Source organism: Streptomyces sp. JL2001, from assembly GCF_050917515.1.
Taxonomy (GTDB): Bacteria; Actinomycetota; Actinomycetes; order Streptomycetales; family Streptomycetaceae; genus Streptomyces.
On sequence record NZ_CP169421.1, the window covers coordinates 6,344,663 to 6,361,303 of the forward strand.

Annotated in this window: 15 protein-coding genes; 12 read left to right on the forward strand and 3 right to left on the reverse strand. The window is 73.3% G+C overall.

All coding sequences use genetic code 11. The annotated features are described in order from the left end of the window. Nucleotides 1-5: 5 nt before the first annotated feature. The 10 genes from rpmI to ACE1OA_RS28350 all read left to right on the forward strand — a co-directional run bounded on the left by rpmI (nt 6) and on the right by ACE1OA_RS28350 (nt 11,370). A complete protein-coding gene (gene rpmI / locus ACE1OA_RS28305) occupies nt 6-200 on the forward strand; it encodes a 50S ribosomal protein L35 (RefSeq protein ID WP_019884943.1) in 195 nt (64 codons plus the stop codon). A 105-nt stretch (nt 201-305) separates the two neighbouring features. Further along, a complete protein-coding gene (gene rplT / locus ACE1OA_RS28310; RefSeq protein ID WP_125652405.1) occupies nt 306-692 on the forward strand; it encodes a 50S ribosomal protein L20 in 387 nt (128 codons plus the stop codon). Nucleotides 693-1,063: 371 nt separating this feature from the next. Beyond that, nucleotides 1,064-1,903, forward strand: coding sequence for a TrmH family RNA methyltransferase (locus ACE1OA_RS28315; protein WP_356600990.1), 840 nt, complete (start codon nt 1,064-1,066; stop codon nt 1,901-1,903). A gap of 83 nt (nt 1,904-1,986) precedes the next feature. Then, nucleotides 1,987-3,177 (forward strand): sensor histidine kinase, encoded by a 1,191-nt coding sequence (locus ACE1OA_RS28320; protein ID WP_356600989.1) that lies wholly within the window; start codon nt 1,987-1,989, stop codon nt 3,175-3,177. Between the two features lie 137 nt (nt 3,178-3,314). Further along, nucleotides 3,315-4,454 (forward strand): phenylalanine--tRNA ligase subunit alpha, encoded by a 1,140-nt coding sequence (gene pheS, locus ACE1OA_RS28325; protein ID WP_147977185.1) that lies wholly within the window; start codon nt 3,315-3,317, stop codon nt 4,452-4,454. Next, complete coding sequence (gene pheT, locus ACE1OA_RS28330) at nt 4,454-6,967, forward strand: phenylalanine--tRNA ligase subunit beta (protein ID WP_432753570.1); 2,514 nt, start codon at nt 4,454-4,456, stop codon at nt 6,965-6,967. Before pheS ends, pheT begins: the two co-directional genes overlap by 1 nt. A gap of 267 nt (nt 6,968-7,234) precedes the next feature. After that, complete coding sequence (locus ACE1OA_RS28335) at nt 7,235-7,879, forward strand: dihydrofolate reductase family protein (RefSeq protein ID WP_432753571.1); 645 nt, start codon at nt 7,235-7,237, stop codon at nt 7,877-7,879. A gap of 233 nt (nt 7,880-8,112) precedes the next feature. Continuing rightward, complete coding sequence (locus ACE1OA_RS28340) at nt 8,113-9,189, forward strand: PP2C family protein-serine/threonine phosphatase (RefSeq protein ID WP_432753572.1); 1,077 nt, start codon at nt 8,113-8,115, stop codon at nt 9,187-9,189. A 258-nt stretch (nt 9,190-9,447) separates the two neighbouring features. Further along, a complete protein-coding gene (locus tag ACE1OA_RS28345; RefSeq protein WP_432753573.1) occupies nt 9,448-10,788 on the forward strand; it encodes a transcriptional regulator in 1,341 nt (446 codons plus the stop codon). 51 nt (nt 10,789-10,839) lie between these two features. Further along, entirely contained in the window at nt 10,840-11,370 is a 531-nt protein-coding gene (locus ACE1OA_RS28350; protein WP_356600984.1) for an NUDIX hydrolase, read from the forward strand. Nucleotides 11,371-11,571: 201 nt separating this feature from the next. Here the strand turns inward: ACE1OA_RS28350 and ACE1OA_RS28355 are convergent, their stop codons facing one another. Continuing rightward, nucleotides 11,572-12,432 carry a 3-hydroxybutyryl-CoA dehydrogenase gene (locus ACE1OA_RS28355; protein WP_356600983.1) on the reverse strand — a complete coding sequence of 287 codons (861 nt, stop codon included), beginning with the start codon at nt 12,430-12,432 and terminating at the stop codon, nt 11,572-11,574. A gap of 198 nt (nt 12,433-12,630) precedes the next feature. Between ACE1OA_RS28355 and ACE1OA_RS28360 the strand changes: the two genes are divergently transcribed. Continuing rightward, nucleotides 12,631-13,851, forward strand: a complete 1,221-nt coding sequence (locus ACE1OA_RS28360; protein ID WP_432753574.1) for a glycoside hydrolase family 10 protein — start codon at nt 12,631-12,633, stop codon at nt 13,849-13,851. An 83-nt stretch (nt 13,852-13,934) separates the two neighbouring features. On the opposite strand, the gene ACE1OA_RS28365 is transcribed toward ACE1OA_RS28360, so the two are convergent. Further along, nucleotides 13,935-14,129 (reverse strand): DUF1918 domain-containing protein, encoded by a 195-nt coding sequence (locus ACE1OA_RS28365; RefSeq protein ID WP_356600981.1) that lies wholly within the window; start codon nt 14,127-14,129, stop codon nt 13,935-13,937. Nucleotides 14,130-14,213: 84 nt separating this feature from the next. After that, nucleotides 14,214-15,125, reverse strand: a complete 912-nt coding sequence (locus ACE1OA_RS28370; protein ID WP_356600980.1) for a DMT family transporter — start codon at nt 15,123-15,125, stop codon at nt 14,214-14,216. Between ACE1OA_RS28370 and ACE1OA_RS28375 the strand changes: the two genes are divergently transcribed. Then, the gene (locus tag ACE1OA_RS28375) at nt 15,124-16,560 is read left to right on the forward strand and encodes a PLP-dependent aminotransferase family protein (protein ID WP_432753575.1); all 1,437 of its coding nucleotides are present in this window, start codon (nt 15,124-15,126) and stop codon (nt 16,558-16,560) included. The genes ACE1OA_RS28370 and ACE1OA_RS28375 overlap by 2 nt on opposite strands. Nucleotides 16,561-16,641: the final 81 nt, after the last annotated feature.

Here is a 16,641-nt window from a genome sequence, read left to right on the forward strand (position 1 = left end):
GCGCTATGCCGAAGAACAAGACGCACTCCGGTGCCAAGAAGCGCTTCAAGATCACCGGCTCCGGCAAGGTGCTGCGCGAGCGCGCCGGCAAGCGCCACCTGCTCGAGCACAAGTCGTCCAAGCTGACGCGTCGCCTCACCGGCAACGCCGAGATGGCCCCGGGCGACGCGGCCAAGATCAAGAAGATGCTGGGCATCTGACTGATCTCCGGTTCTCGGTGACCGAGAACCACCGGCCCAGTCCGGGCCCCCATCATTTCCGGGTCGTGTGAGTCCAACCGCGGCCCCGCTACAAGGAGTTAACAAGTGGCACGCGTCAAGCGGGCAGTCAACGCCCACAAGAAGCGCCGGGCGATCCTCGAGGCGGCCTCCGGCTACCGCGGTCAGCGTTCGCGCCTGTACCGCAAGGCCAAGGAGCAGGTCACCCACTCCCTGGTCTACAACTACAACGACCGCAAGAAGCGCAAGGGCGACTTCCGTCAGCTGTGGATCCAGCGCATCAACGCCGCTGCCCGCCAGAACGGCATGACGTACAACCGCCTCATCCAGGGTCTGAAGGCCGCCAACATCGAGGTGGACCGCAAGATCCTCGCGGAGCTGGCCGTCAACGACGCCAACGCGTTCGCCGCGCTGGTCGAGGTCGCGCAGAAGGCTCTGCCGGCCGACGTCAACGCCCCGAAGGCCGCTGCCTGATCTTCCAGGCCGCAGATCTTCTGCACCGGACCCGCAGGCCTTCGGGCCTGCGGGTCCGGTCGCGTTCGGAGCACGTCACCGCGTGACGGCCGGACCGGAGGCATCGGGCCGGCGCCCGGCCCCCGTGCCTCCCGGGAACGGCGGGCGTCCGCGCCGTACGACGGCCGTCCCGGCGCCGGTGCGAGGCCGCCGTGGCCCCCCCGGCCGGCCCCCGCCCCCGCCCGGGGCGCGGGACTCGGTGGCGGGCCCTCCGGCGCGCCCCGGGGGTACGCCGTGCGGACGGCGCCCGCGCCCGCCGGCGCTCCGGCCGACCGCTCCTCCGACCTCCCGCCCCTCACCCGCCCCGGACCCCGAAAGAAGCCGCCGACCCCATGGGTACCCCCGAGCTGATCTCCCCGCGTTCGCCGCGCGTCGTCGCCGCCCGCCGGCTCGCCAAGCGCAACTTCCGGGGCAAGGACCGCCTCTTCATCGCCGAGGGCCCGCAGGCCGTCCGCGAGGCCGTCGCGCACCGCGGCGGCGACGGCGCACCGACCCTCGTCGAGCTCTTCACCACGGTCGAGGCCGCCGAGCGCTACGACGGGATCATCGAGGCCGCGCTGGCGGCCGGAGCCCGCGTCCACCACGCCTCCGACGCCGTGCTCGCCGAGGTCTCCCAGACCGTGACCCCGCAGGGCCTCGTCGGCGTCTGCCGCTTCCTGGACTCGCCCTTCGAGGAGATCCTCGCGGCCCGGCCCAAGCTCGTGGCCGTCCTGGCCCACGTCCGCGACCCCGGCAACGCCGGCACCGTGCTGCGCTGCGCCGACGCCGCCGGCGCCGACGCGGTCGTCCTCACCGACGCCTCCGTCGACCTGTACAACCCCAAGTCCGTCCGTGCCTCGGTCGGTTCGCTCTTCCACCTCCCGGTCGCCGTCGGCGTCCCGGTCGAGCAGGCCGTCGCCGGGCTCAAGGGCGCGGGCGTCCGGATCCTCGCCGCCGACGGGGCGGGCCGGGACGACCTCGACGACGAACTGGACGCCGGCACCATGGGCGGCCCCACCGCCTGGGTCTTCGGCAACGAGGCCTGGGGCCTGCCGGAGGAGACCCGCGCGCTGGCGGACGCCGTCGTGCGCGTGCCGATCCACGGCAAGGCCGAGAGCCTCAACCTCGCGACGGCCGCCGCGGTGTGCCTGTACGCCTCCGCGCGTGCCCAACGCACCCGAACCACCGCCTGAGGGGGTCCATTCGGACACCTCCACCTAGTAGGGTGACGGGCTCGGGGGCCCACTGCGCTACACGAAGGGGTGGGGGAACGGGGATGACGGTCGGCACGGACAGTCCCGCACAGGCACAAGGCGCCCCGCCGCGTGCCCAGGGAGACCCGGAGCACCCGGAGGCATCGGATCCGGACGGGACCGGGAGCCCCGGCCAGGCGCCCGGCGGAGGCGTGCACGCCCTCCCCGGCATCGACCCCGACGACCTGCCCGACGGTCTCGTCGTCGCCGACGAGACCGGCCGGATCGTCTGCTTCAACGCCGCCGCCGGCCGCATCGCCTCGGTGTCCCGCGGCCAGGCCCTCGGCCTCCCGCTGGAGCAGGCCCTGCCCCTGGAGGACCTGAAGGGCCGGCGCTGGTGGCCCCTCACCGACCCGTACGGCGGCCTGGCCACCCGCAGCGGCCAGCCCGAGCGCAACCTCCTCCTGCCCGGCGGCCGCGAGGTCCTCGTCTCCGCCCGCTACGTCCGCGAGCACCCCACGGGACCGGTCCGCCGCGTCGTCGTGAGCCTGCGCGGCACCGAGGCCCGCCGGCGCACCGAGCGCAGCCACGCCGAGCTCATCGCCACCGTCGCCCACGAACTGCGCTCCCCGCTGACCTCGGTCAAGGGCTTCACGGCGACCCTCCTCGCCAAATGGGAACGCTTCACCGACGCCCAGAAGCGGCTGATGCTGGAGACCGTCGACGCCGACGCCAACCGCATCACCCGGCTCATCGCCGAGCTGCTCGACATCTCCCGGATCGACTCCGGGCGGCTGGAGGTGCGCCGGCAGCCCGTGGACGTCGCCGCGGCCGTCGGCCGCCACATCCAGGCCCACACGACCGGCGGCCAGTCCCCGGACCGGTTCTTCGTGCGCGTGCGGCCCGGGCTGCCCGATCTGTGGGCCGATCCGGACAAGGTCGACCAGGTGCTCGGCAACCTGCTGGAAAATGCGGTGCGGCACGGCGAGGGAACCGTCACCATCGAGGTGGCACCCGCCCTGCTGGAGGACGACGAGAAAGGTACGGCAGTCACCGTGAGCGACGAAGGCCCCGGCATCCCCGAGGAGTCGATGGGCCGCGTCTTCACCCGCTTCTGGCGGGGGAGCAAGCGCGGTGGCACCGGCCTGGGCCTCTACATCGTCAAGGGCATCGTCGAGGCCCACGGCGGCACGATCACCGTCGGACGCGGCCCCCGGGGCGGCGCCGAGTTCCGATTTATCCTGCCCGTCGGCACCCCGGCCCATCTCGCCTGACGAGATCACGAGCCGTCCGGGCAGCCCACGGGCTCATTCGCGTCCTCGCACCCCGTTAGACTCGACCTTTGGCACGTTTGCGCCCTTGTCGTCGAGCGGGGCCGCGCCCAGCCAGCCAAACGGAAGCACGGGAAGAGATGTCCGCACCCAATAAGTCGTACGACCCCGTCGAGGTCGAGGCCTTGAAACCGGAAGAGATCGAGCGCATGCGGGACGAGGCGCTCGCCGCCTTCGCCGCCGCGGGTGACCTCGACGCGCTCGCGCACGCCAAGGTCGCGCACACCGGTGGCACCTCGCCGCTCGCGCTCGCGAACCGGGAGATCGGCGCGCTGCCGCCGCAGGCCAAGGCCGCCGCCGGCAAGCTCGTGGGCCAGGCCCGCGGCGCCGTCTCCAAGGCCCTGGCCGGCCGCCAGGCCGAGCTGGAGGCCGAGCGCGACGCCCGCGTCCTCGTCGAGGAGGCGGTGGACGTCACCCTTCCGTACGACCGCGTCCCGGCCGGCGCCCGCCACCCGCTGACCACGCTCATGGAGCGGGTCGCCGACGTCTTCGTCTCCATGGGGTACGAGGTCGCCGAGGGCCCCGAGGTCGAGGCGGAGTGGTTCAACTTCGACGCCCTGAACTTCGTCCCGGACCACCCGGCCCGGCAGATGCAGGACACCTTCTTCGTCGAGGGCACCGGCGCCGACGGCAAGGCCACCACCGGCGACGAGTCCGGTGTCGTGCTGCGCACCCACACCTCCCCGGTGCAGGCCCGCACGCTCATCGACCGGGAGCCCCCGGTCTACGTCGTCTGCCCCGGCCGCGTCTACCGCACCGACGAGCTCGACGCCACGCACACCCCGGTCTTCCACCAGATCGAGCTGCTCGCCGTCGACGAGGGCCTCACCATGGCCGACCTCAAGGGCACCCTGGACCACATGGTCCAGGCGCTCTTCGGGCCGGACATGAAGACCCGGCTCCGGCCGAACTTCTTCCCCTTCACCGAGCCGTCCGCCGAGATGGACATGCTCTGCTACGTCTGCCGCGGCGAGTCCGTCGGCAACCCGGACCGCCCCTGCCGCACCTGCGGCAGCGAGGGCTGGATCGAGCTGGGCGGCTGCGGCATGGTCAACCCGAAGGTGCTGGTCGCCTGCGGTGTCGACCCGGAGAAGTACAGCGGTTTCGCCTTCGGGTTCGGAATCGAGCGGATGCTGATGTTCCGCCACAACGTCGATGACATGCGAGACATGGTCGAGGGTGACATCCGGTTCACCCGGCCGTTCGGGATGGAGATCTGATGCGGGTCCCGCTTTCTTGGCTGCGGGAGTACGTCGACCTGCCGGCGACGGAGACCGGACGCGACGTCCAGGCCAAGCTCATTTCGGCAGGCCTCGAGGTCGAGAGCGTCGAGCAGCTCGGCGCCGGCCTGACCGGTCCGCTCGTCGTCGGCCAGGTCCGCACCATCGAGGAGCTGACGGAGTTCAAGAAGCCCATCCGCTTCTGCACCGTCGACGTCGGCCAGGCCAACGGCACCGGCGAGCCGCAGGAGATCATCTGCGGCGCCCGGAACTTCGCCGAGGGCGACAAGGTCGTCGTGGCGCTGCCCGGCGCCGTGCTCCCCGGTGACTTCCGGATCGCCGAGCGCAAGACGTACGGCCGGGTCTCCCGCGGCATGATCTGCTCCGGCGACGAGCTCGGCATGGGCGACGACGGCACGCACGGCATCATCGTGCTGCCGCGCGAGCTCGAGGTCGGCATCGACGCCACCAAGCTCCTGGAGCTGTACGACGAGGTCCTCGACATCGCCGTCACGCCCGACCGCGGCTACTGCCTCTCGATGCGCGGCGTCGCCCGCGAGGCCGCCATCGCCTACGGCCTGCCGCTGCGCGACCCGGCGCTGCTCGACGTGCCGGCGCCGAACTCGTACGGCTACCCGGTCCAGATCGTCGACCCGATCGGCTGCGACCGCTTCACCGCGCGCACCGTCGTCGGCCTGGAGCCGGAGGCCCGCACCCCGATCTGGATGGCGCGGCGCCTGCAGAAGGCGGGCATGCGCCCGATCTCGCTGGCCGTCGACATCACCAACTACGTGATGCTGGAGCTCGGCCAGCCGCTGCACGCCTACGACCGCACCCGGCTCGACGGCCCCATCGGGGTCCGGCGCGCCGCGCACGGCGAGAAGATCACCACGCTGGACGGCGCCCAGCGCGTCCTGGACGGCGCGGACCTGGTCATCGTCGACAACCGCGGGCCGATCGGCATCGCCGGTGTCATGGGCGGCGCCAACACGGAGATCGCCGACCACGGCGAGGAGGCCGGCGCGACCACCGAGGTCGTCATCGAGGCCGCGCACTTCGACGCGATCTCCATCGCCCGCACCGCCCGTCGTCACAGGCTGGGCTCCGAGGCGTCCAAGCGCTTCGAGCGCGGGGTCGACCCGCAGGCCGCGGCGGCCGCCGCGCAGCGCACCGTCGACCTGCTCGTGCTGCTCGCGGGCGGCACGGCCGAGGCCGGGGTCACCGAGATCGTCGCCCCGTCCGCGCCGCGCACGATCACGATCCCGGCGGACCACCCGGACCGCGTCGCGGGCGTCGACTACGGTCGCGAGACCGTCGTACGCCGCCTGCAGGAGGTCGGCTGCGACGTCTACGGCCAGGACGAGCTGGTCGTCACGGTCCCGTCGTGGCGCCCCGACCTGAACGAGCCCAACGACCTCGCCGAGGAGGTCATCCGGCTCGAGGGGTACGAGAACCTGCCCTCGACCCTGCCGAAGCCCCCGGCCGGCCGCGGTCTGACCGAGCGCCAGCGCACCCACCGCCGTGTGGGCCGCGCCCTGGCCGGCGCCGGCTACGTGGAGGCGCTGAACTACCCGTTCATCGGCGAGCAGGTCTTCGACCAGCTCGGCCTGGACGCGGAGGACGCCTGCCGCCGCGTGGTCAAGCTCGTCAACCCGCTCTCCGACGAGGAGCCCGCGCTCCGTACGACGCTGCTCCCGGGCCTCCTCGGGGCGCTGCGCCGCAACGACGGCCGCGGCTCGCACGACCTGGCGCTCTTCGAGACCGGACTGGTCTTCCGGGCCACCGGGAACGCGGGCGTCACGGTACGCCTGCCCGTCGACCGCCGGCCCACCGACGCGGAGATCGCGGAGGTCAACGCCGCGCTGCCCGAGCAGCCGCGGCACGCCGCCGTCGTCCTCGCCGGTGCGCGCGAGCAGGCCGGCTGGTGGGGCAAGGGCCGCCCGACCGACTGGGCGGACGCGGTCGAGGCCGCCCGCACGGTGGCCCGCGAGGCCGGCACGAAGCTGATCATCCGTCAGGACCAGTACGGTCCGTGGCACCCGGGCCGCTGCGCCGGTCTCTTCGTGACCGTCGACGGCCAGGAGCAGGTGGCCGGCTACGCGGGCGAGCTGCACCCGCGCGTGGTGAAGGCGCTCGGCCTGCCGGCCCGCACCTGCGCGATGGAGCTGAACCTGGACCTGGTCGAGGCGGCGAGCGAGGGACCGCTGAAGGCCCCCCGGATCTCCACCTTCCCGGTCGCCACCCAGGACGTCGCCCTGGTCGTCGACGCGAAGGTCCCGGCCGACACGGTCGAGGCCGCGCTGCGCGACGGTGCCGGTGAACTGCTGGAGTCCGTCCGGCTGTTCGACGTCTACACCGGTGGGCAGGTCGACGAGGGCAAGAAGTCCCTCGCCTACGCCCTGAAGTTCCGGGCCGCGGACCGCACGCTCACGGTCGACGAGGCCACCGCCGCGCGTGACGCGGCCGTGTCCCTCGCCACCGAGCGCACCGGCGCCACGCTGCGCGGCGCCTGACCGCGTCCGCTCACGGCACCCGCAGGGGGCCGGTCACCGGGTTCGCGCCCGTGACCGGCCCCCTGCGGCGTGTCGGCGTCGGCGGCGCGGGAACCTCCCGCCGGACGCGGGCACGCCACCCGGGCCGGACGCGGTGGGTGATCTAACGTGGGGGAGCGCCGGTGCGGCGTCCCGGTCCGCCGGCGAAGGCAGGGCACCGTGCCGTGCTCGTCGGATCGGTCGGCCCGCGCTGTTCGACCGACCGCGACAACCGATCGGGAGTACCGCATGGGTCTCATTCACATCGAGCTGTTCACCACCCTCGACCTCGTCGGGCAGGCGCCCGGCGGCCCCGACGAGGACCCGGAGGGGTTCCCGTACGGCGGCTGGCAGGCGCCGCTGCTGGACGAGGTCGCAGGAGCGCAGGTCGGAGCCGCGTACGAGGGCACGGACGCCCTCCTGCTCGGCCGGCGGACGTACGACATCTTCGCCGCCTACTGGCCGCACCAGGAGGGCGGCGAGGACAACGAGATCGCCACGCTCTTCAACAGCGTCCCGAAGTACGTGGCCTCGCGCGGCAGGCCGGACCTCTCGTGGGCCGGATCGACGCAGCTCGGCCCGGATCTGGCTGCCGCGGTGCGCGAGATCCGTGACCGGCACGAGCACGTCAAGGTCGTCGGGAGCCTGAACCTGGTGCAGACCCTCCTGCGCGAGAAGCTCTTCGACCGTCTCGACCTCTGGGTGCACCCGATCGTGCTCGGCGTCGGCAAGAAGGTGTTCGACGGCGGCGAGGTGCCCACGAACATCACGCTCCTCGCACCGCCGGTGGCCAGCCCCCGGGGCACCGTCTACCTGCGCTACGGGCTCGCCGACGGCACGCCCGGGACGGGGGACATGAGCGCCCCCGACCGCGGTGTCGGACGGGACGCCTGACGACGTCGGCCCGGACGGGTCTTCTGTGCTCACCCGTGCGACCGTCGGTCTGCCGTTCGGGTGGCGAGACGGTGGCGCGGGGCGGCGCGCCGAGGGCGCTCACTCCTTCGGGTGAGATCGCCGAGGGGTGTTCCGCCACGCCCGGGGCGCTCGGCACAATCAACGCGGCCACAGGGGCGGCCTTGTGTGCCGCAGGGCCTTCGGGCGCTGCAGGGCCTCAGGAAGGGCCGTGCATGATCCGTTCACGATCGTCGCTCTCCCCGGGTTCACGGCTGCGCCGGCTGGGCCCGCTCGGCCTCCCCGCCCTCTGGGGAGCGGTCGCCGCCACCTGGAGACTCACCTGTCCGGCGGCCCAGCAACCGGGGGTCGCCCTGCGCGTCGCGACCGGCGTCGTGTTCCTCGGCGTCGGCACCGGCCTGGTCCTGGGGATCCGGCACGGCCTCGCCCGCGAGCTGCGACGGATGCGCGTCATCGCCCATGCCACCCAGCAGGCGCTGCTGCGCCCGCCGGCGCCCCGGATCGACGGTCTGACCGTCGCGGCGGGCCAGCTCTCGGCCTCCCGGGGCGCGGTCGTCGGCGGCGACCTCTACGAGGCGGTGGCCACTCCCTACGGCGTGCGGGTGATCATCGGTGACGTCCGCGGGCACGGACTCGCCGCCCTCGGCGCGGTCGTGGCCGTGCTGGGCAGCTTCCGCGAGGCCGCCCACGACGAGCCAGAACTCGGCGGCGTGCTGCGCCGTCTCGACCGTGCCCTCGGGCGCCATCTTCGCGAGGCGGCCGTCGACGAGTGCTCCGACCGGCCCGGCCGCGCCGCGGAGCACCCGGCGGCGGAGGAGTTCGTCACCGTCCTGCTCCTGGAGATCCGTCCGGACGACGAGGTCCTCGCGCTCAACTGCGGCCACCCGGGCCCGTACCGGATCGGCCGCCGGGTCGAGGCGGTCTCCACCGGCGACCCGCTTCCGCCGCTGGGCACCTTCCCGTTGCCCGCCGACCTCTCCCCGTACCCGTGCGCCCGGCTCTCGCCGGGCGACCTGCTCGTGCTGCACACCGACGGCGCGCAGGACGCCCGGGACGGCGCCGGCCGGTTCTTCGACCTCGAAGCGGTCCTGGCCGAGGCGGGCCGCGATCCGTGCCCGCCGCCCGCCGCGCTGGTCCGCCGCGTGCACGGCGCGCTGCTGCGTCACACCAAGGGCCGTCCGGCGGACGACGTGGCCCTGCTGGTCCTCCGCAACGACCGGCCGCGGATACCGGCGCAGCCCGCCGAACCCGGGCTGCGCCGTACCCGGCCTGCACCCTCCCCTCACCTGTGAGCGACGGGTTTCCTGAGGCCGGCGTCGCCCGCCCTGCCACGGAGTGTCGGGCAGATCGGCAGAGCGGACGACGCGGAGCGGGCCGCCGCACTGTAAGGGGGGGAGCCGGCGGCCCCTCGCCTTGCGGCGAGAGAGCTCAGTCAACCGGTGGCCACAACAGGGCGACAGAGTGCACGGAGGGGAAGAACGGGTACTTCGTTCACACCCCGTGCGAAACCGGCCTCTACTACGCTGTGCGCACCGATCCACGGAGGGGCCATGCAGCCCAACACCCTGCTCGACGCCCTGCTCGGCGAAGCGGGCGTCTCCCATGCCGGCCTCGCCGCCCATGTGAACCAGGCGGGCCGTTCCCGCGGACTCGCCCTGCGCTACGAACACACCGCCGTGGCGCGCTGGTTGAAGGGGCAGCGGCCGCGCGGTCAGGTCCCGGACCTGATCTGCGAGGTGCTGGCCAAGCGACTGCACCGGGTGGTCACCCTCGACGACATCGGCCTGGGCGTGCCCGGCGAATCCGGGGGGTCGCAGACCTCCTCGCTGTCCGGCTTCGTCGAGCGGGCCGCCGCGCTGTGGCGCTCCGACGAACAGCAGCGCCCGCACATACTCGGCGCGCAGGCCGTCACCGGCACCCCCGCGGTCATGCCGGTGTGGGAGTGGGAGAACCCGCCGGAGGACGCCGACGTCTCCCGTGACGGGCTCACCCGGGTCTCGATGGCGGACATCACCATGCTGCGTGCGGCCCGCGCGCACTACGAGCAGATGTACCGCAAGGCCGGTGGCATCGCGACGCGCAGCCGGATCGTCGGCTTCCTCAACGCGGAGACCGCGCCGCTGCTCCGCGGCGCCTACAGCGACAGCCTGGGCCGGCAGCTCCACCGGGCCACCGGCGGCCTGGTGGCGGTGGCCGGGATCTGCGCCTACGACTCGGACGCGCTGGGGCTCGCGCAGCGCTACTTCCACCAGGCGCTGCGGCTCGCCAAGGCGAGCGGGGACCGCGGGCTCGGCGCCTACGTGGTCGCGCTGCTCGTCAACCAGTCGTTGTTCATGGGGGAGTACCGGCAGGCGGTGGCCTTCGCCGAGTCGGCCCTGCGTTCGGCGGGTTCGGAGATCACCCCGGCCCTGGCCGCCGACCTCTCCGCGATGCAGGCGAAGGCGTACGCCCATCTCGGCGACGGCACGGCGGCGTTGTCGTGCATCCGGCGCGCGGAGTCCGAGGCGGTGCGGATCAGCCCGGTCCACGAGCCGGCCGAGACCGGCTACGTCCAGCCCGGGCTGGTCAACGTGCAGGTCGCCGAGGCGCTGCTCAGCCTGGGCGACGTCCCTGCCGCGCGGGAGCACGCGCTCGCGGCCGTGGGGACACCCGCCCATGACCGGGGGAGGGTGCACCGGCTGGCGATGCTGTGCCAGATCGAACTGCGGCAGGGGGACGCCGACGAGGCGGCGCGGACCGCGGTGGAGATGACCGAACAGGCGCGGGGGATGGAGTCGAGGCGGCTGCGTGACCGGCTGCGCCTGGTGCGGGAACACCTCCTGGCGACCGACTGCGCGGACGCCCGGGAGGCGGCGGAACTCATCGACGGAGCCCTGCGCGTTCCCCTGTGAGCCCGTGACTGCTGCGATATTGCCACCGACCAATCGGAAGGTGGCAGAAACGTGCAGTGGACGAAACTTAGCGAACAGCCTGTGTATGAGAACCGCTGGTTCCGGGTGAACCTCGCGGACGTCGAACTCCCGGACGGCCGCCACCTGGACCACTACCTGATCCGGCTGCGCCCGGTGGCCGTGGCGACCGTCGTCAACGAGGCCAACGAGGTGCTGATGCTCTGGCGCCACCGCTTCATCACCGACAGCTGGGGCTGGGAGCTGGCCGCCGGTGTCGTCGAGGACGGCGAGTCCGTCGAGGCCGCCGCCGCCCGCGAGATGGAGGAGGAGACGGGCTGGCGCCCCGGCCCGCTGCGCCATCTCCTCACCGTGGAGCCGTCCAACGGCCTCACGGACGCGCGGCACCATCTCTACTGGGCGGAGGAGGCGACGTACATCGGGCCGCCGGAGGACGACTTCGAGTCCTCACGCCGCGAGTGGATACCGCTCAAGCTGGTCCCCGACATGATCTCCCGCGGGGAGATCCCGGCCGCCAACATGGCCGCGGGGCTGCTGATGCTGCACCACCTGCGCCTGGGCTGAGCCGCCCGGACGTCCGGGCGGCTCAGCCGTCCGAGCACCGGGTGGACGAACGGGGGGCCGCCGGAACACCGGCCGGACGGTCCGTACCTGTGCGGGTGAACGGGCCGTCCGGAGGGTGCGACGGTGAGGCGGGAAGGCGCGGCGGCTCCGGAGCGGTCCCACCGGCGCGGCGGGAAGCGGAACCGGCGTACCGGCCGGGACTCAGGCGTACGGGTAGAAGCCCGAGCCCGTCTTGCGGCCGAGGCGACCCGCGTCCACCATGCGCTGGAGCAGCGGGGGAGCGGCGTACAGCGGCTCCTTGAACTCGCTGTACATCGAGTCGGCGATCGAGGCGATGGTGTCGAGGCCGATCAGGTCCGAGAGCTTCAGCGGACCCATCGGGTGGGCGCAGCCGAACTCCATGCCGTTGTCGATGTCCTCGCGGCTCGCGATGCCCGACTCGAACATCCGGATCGCGGAGAGCAGGTACGGCACCAGCAGGGCGTTGACCACGAAGCCGGACCGGTCCTGCGCGCGGATCGCGTGCTTGCCCAGCACCTTCTCCGCGAACATCTGCGCCCGGCTGATCGTGCCCTCGGAGGTGGTGAGGGCCGGGATCAGCTCGACGAGCTTCTGCACCGGGGCCGGGTTGAAGAAGTGGATGCCGATGACCTGGTCGGGACGCGAGGTCGCCACGGCCAGCTTCACCAGGGGGATGGAGGACGTGTTCGAGGCCAGGATGGCGTCGGGACGCGTCATCACCTGGTCGAGCACCTGGAAGATCTCGGTCTTGACCTGCTCGTTCTCGACGACGGCCTCGATGACGAGGTCGCGGTCGGCGAACTCGCCCAGGTCGGTGGTGAAGCTGAGCCGCGCCAGCGTCGCGTCCCGCTCCTCCTCGCTGATCTTGCCGCGTTCGGCGGCCTTGGTCAGCGAGTTGTAGAGCCGCGTGCGACCGATCTCCAGCGCCTCGCCGGTGGTCTCGGCGACCTTCACCTCGAGGCCGCTGCGGGCGCACACCTCCGCGATGCCCGCGCCCATCTGGCCGCAGCCGACCACTCCGATGCGCTCAATGTCGGCCATGGAGTCCGTCACCTCGTGCCTTTCGCTCTTCTCTGGCGGCGGGCCCGTGTGATTCCGGTGCGTCCGCCTCGACCCCACGACGTTACTCCGCATCTACCGATGATCGATCGCCCCGGGGTGGGCATGCTGTCCGGGTAGCTGTGACGTATCCGACACACGAGGGGTGACAAAGTGCGGCCTATCGGCAGAAGAGGGTTCGTGGCGGGCACCACGGGAGCGGCTCTCGCGGCCGCCGGACTGACCGGCGCCGCCCCGGCGGCCGCGGCCTCCGCGGCGGGCCGCGGGCGGCGGCGCAGGGAGTTCCGCGGCGTGTGGCTGGCGACCGTCGCCAACCGCGACTGGCCCTCGCGCGCCGGGCTCACGGCCGAGGAGCAGCGGGCCGAACTCCTCGCCCACCTGGACACGGCCGTCGCGCGCCGGCTCAACGCCGTCGTCCTCCAGGTCCGGCCGACCGCCGACGCCCTGTGGCCGTCGCCGTACGAGCCGTGGGCGCAGTGCCTCACCGGGGTACAGGGCCGCGACCCGGGATGGGACCCGCTGGGCACGGCGGTGGCGGAGGCCCACGACCGGGGTCTGGAACTGCACGCCTGGTTCAACCCGTACCGCGTGGCGAACCACACGGACCCCACCCGCCTGGTGGCCGGTCATCCGGCCCGGCTCCACCCCGAGTGGGTCCTGCCGTACGGCGGGAAGTTCTACTACAACCCCGGTCTGCCCGAGGTGCGGCGCTTCGTCCAGGACGCGATGCTGGACGCCGTCCGCCGGTACGACGTCGACGCCGTCCACTGGGACGACTACTTCTACCCCTACCCGGTCGCCGGCCAGGTCTTCGACGACGACGCCGCCTACGCCGAGTACGGCGCCGACTTCCCCGACAAGGCCGCCTGGCGTCGGAACAACACCGATCTGCTGGTCTCCGAGACCGCCGCCCGGATCAAGGAGATCGACCGGCACGTGGACTTCGGGGTGAGCCCCTTCGGGGTCTGGCGCAACGCCGCGACCGACCCCGAGGGCTCGGACACCAGCGCGGGCGTGCAGACCTACGACGACCTGCACGCCGACACCAGGAAGTGGGTCAGGGAGGGATGGATCGACTACATCGCGCCCCAGCTGTACTGGAACATCGGCTTCGCCGCCGCCGACTACGCCAAGCTGCTGCCCTGGTGGGACGAGGTCGTGCGGGACACCGGCGTCGGCCTCTACGTCGGCGAGGCGCTCTACAAGTGCGGTGACCCCGCCCAGCCCGCGGCCTGGCAGGACCCCGCGGAGCTGTCCCGCCACCTCACCCTGGCCGCTCGCCACCCCGGTGTGCGCGGGCACTGCTTCTTCTCGGCGAAGGAGGTCGGCTCCGACCGGATCGGCGCGATGGCGGCCGTGGTGGCCGACCACTACCCGACGAGGATCCGCCCGCCGCGGTGATGCCGTCGTCCCCGGGCCAGGCGCGGCCCCGCACGGTCAGGCCCGGCGCCGTCGTCCGGCGCCGGGCGCTGTCCGGGCTGCTCTCACGCCTTCTCGTGGTGGCGTACGACGGTGTCGGGACCCGGAGCCATCAGGGCCTCGTGTCCGTCGTCGTCGAATCGCACGCGGTACGGGGGCGTTCCGTTCTCGCCCAGTACTTCCATGACCTCGGCCGTACGGTCGTGCTGTCCGACGGTCCGGCCGTGCACCAGCAACGTGTCGCCCTTGCTCGCTTGCATCGGGGTTGCCTCCTCGCGGCCGGGCTTGTCGTACTTCGCAGTCTACGTCCGGGAGGGTGACCTGCGTCACTTCGGAGCGGGCCGTCAGCTCCGTGCCCGCTGGGTGACGGCGATGCAGAGGAGGACGGCGCAGGCGGCGAGGGGCGCGGCGGGCGAGAGGTGCTCGCCCAGCAGCGACACCGACCACACCAGCGTCAGCAGCGGCTGCGCGAGCTGGAGCTGGCTGGCCTTGGGGATGCCGATCGCCGCCATGCCGCGGTACCAGACGTACAGGCCGAAGAACGTCGAACCGGCGGCCACCCAGACCAGCCCGATCACGCCGTGGGCGGTGAGGCGCACCGGCTCCACGGCGAGCGCCACGGCCGAGCCGGCCACCATGACCGGCAGGCAGAGGACGAGTGCCCAGCCGATGACCTGCCAGCCGGGCATGAGCCGGGCGAGCCGGCCGCCCTCGGTGTAGCCGGCGGCACAGACGACGAGCGCGCCGAAGAGGTACGGGTCGCCGGCCGACAGGGATCCGCCGCTCTCCGCCAGGGTGAAGCCGATGACCACCGCCGCGCCGGCGAGCGCCGCGCACCAGAACGTGCGGGACGGCCGGCGGCCGGTGCGGAGGGCGGCGAAGGTCGCCGTGGTGAGCGGCAGCAGGCCGACGACCACCGCGGCGTGCGAGGTCGTGGAGGTCTGCAGGGCGAGGCTGGTGAGCAGCGGGAAGCCGACCACGACACCGCCGGCGACGACGGCGAGACCCGCCCAGTGACGCCGCTCGGGCAGCGGGACCCGCAGGACGAGCAGGAACGCGCCCGCGATCAGCGCCGCGAGGGTGGAGCGCAGTGCGACCAGCGACCACGGGCCGAAGCTCTCCAGGCCCCAGACGGTGGAGGGGAAGGTGAGCGAGAAGGCGACCACGCCGAGACCGGCGAGAACGGTCCCGCCCGCCTGTGGGGAGCTGCCGACCGCTATCGTGCCGGGGCGAGTAGCGCTATCCTGTGCTGTCATGCATGAGCGTAGCAGTGTGGCTGAACTGGCGAAATCCCTGAAAGCGGAGCTCGACCGCTACTCACCTGGTGGGAAGCTGCCATCGAGCCGCGCTCTCGTCGAGCGCTATCGCGTCTCCCCGGTCACCGTCACCCGGGCCCTCGCGCAGCTCGCCGCGGAAGGGCTGGTCGTGACCCGGCCGGGAGCCGGTGCCTTCCGGGCCGAGCCGCGGACCGGCACACCGGCCGTCGGGGACACCTCCTGGCAGGAGGTCGCGCTCAGCGCCGACAGCGCCACCGAACTCGTCCCCCGGGCCGTCGACGCCTCCGGAGTGCTGGTCACCCTCTCCGCCCCGCCGCCGGGCATGATCGAGTTCAACGGCGGATACCTGCACCCCTCGCTCCAGCCCGAACGCGCCCTGTCCGCCGCACTGGCCCGCGCGGGCCGCCGGCCTGGCGCATGGGGCCGCCCGCCCACGGACGGCCTGCCCGAACTCCGCGAGTGGTTCGCCCGGGAGATCGGCGGCTCCGTCACGGCCGCCGACATCCTGATCACCGCGGGCGGCCAGTCCGCGATCACGACCGCGCTCCGCGCCCTCGCCGCGCCCGGCACCGCCGTCCTCGTCGAATCGCCCACCTATCCCGGCATGCTGGCGGTCGCCAGGGCGTCCGGCCTGCGCCCGGTGCCCGTCCCGACGGACGCCGACGGGGTCCGCCCGGACCTCCTGGAGACCGCCTTCCGCGCGACCGGTGCCCGGGTCCTCGTCTGCCAGCCGCTGTTCCAGAACCCGACCGGGGCCGTGCTCGGCCCCGAGCGGCGCCGGTCGGTCGTCGCGATCGCCCGGGCCGCCGGCGCCTTCGTCGTCGAGGACGACTTCGCCCGCCGCCTGGTGCACGAGGACGCCGCCCCCCTGCCCCCGCCGCTGGCCGCCGACGACCCCGACGGGGTCGTCGTCCACGTCTGCTCCCTCACCAAGCCGACCTCCGCGAGCATGCGGGTCGGGGCCCTCGCCGCCCGCGGCCCGGTCCTGGAACGTCTGCGTGCCATCCAGGTCGTCGACAGCTTCTTCGTGCCGCGGCCCTTCCAGGAGTCCGCCCTGGAACTGGTCGGCTCGCCCGCCTGGGGCCGCCATCTGCGCGCCGTGTCCCAGGAGCTGAAGAGCCGCCGGGACGTCCTGGCCGGCGCGCTCGCCCTGCACCTGCCCGAACTGACGCTGGCGCGCGTCCCCGCCGGCGGCTACCACCTCTGGCTCCGGCTGCCCGACACCGTCCCCGAGTCCGCCCTCCACGCGACCGCCCTGCGCACGGGCGTCGCCCTCGCTCCCGGCCGCCCCTACTTCTGCGCCGAACCCCCCGCCGGCCACATCCGGCTGAGCTTCGCCGGTGTGGCGGGCCCGACGGAGATCGCCGAAGGCGTCCGCCGCCTGCGGGCCGCGGTGGACGAACTCGTGCCGTGAGCGGGGCGTACGGCGGGGGCGCGGCCGGCGGGCGACGGGGCGGGCCCGGCGCCGTACGGCAGGGCGGCAGAGGACCGGAGC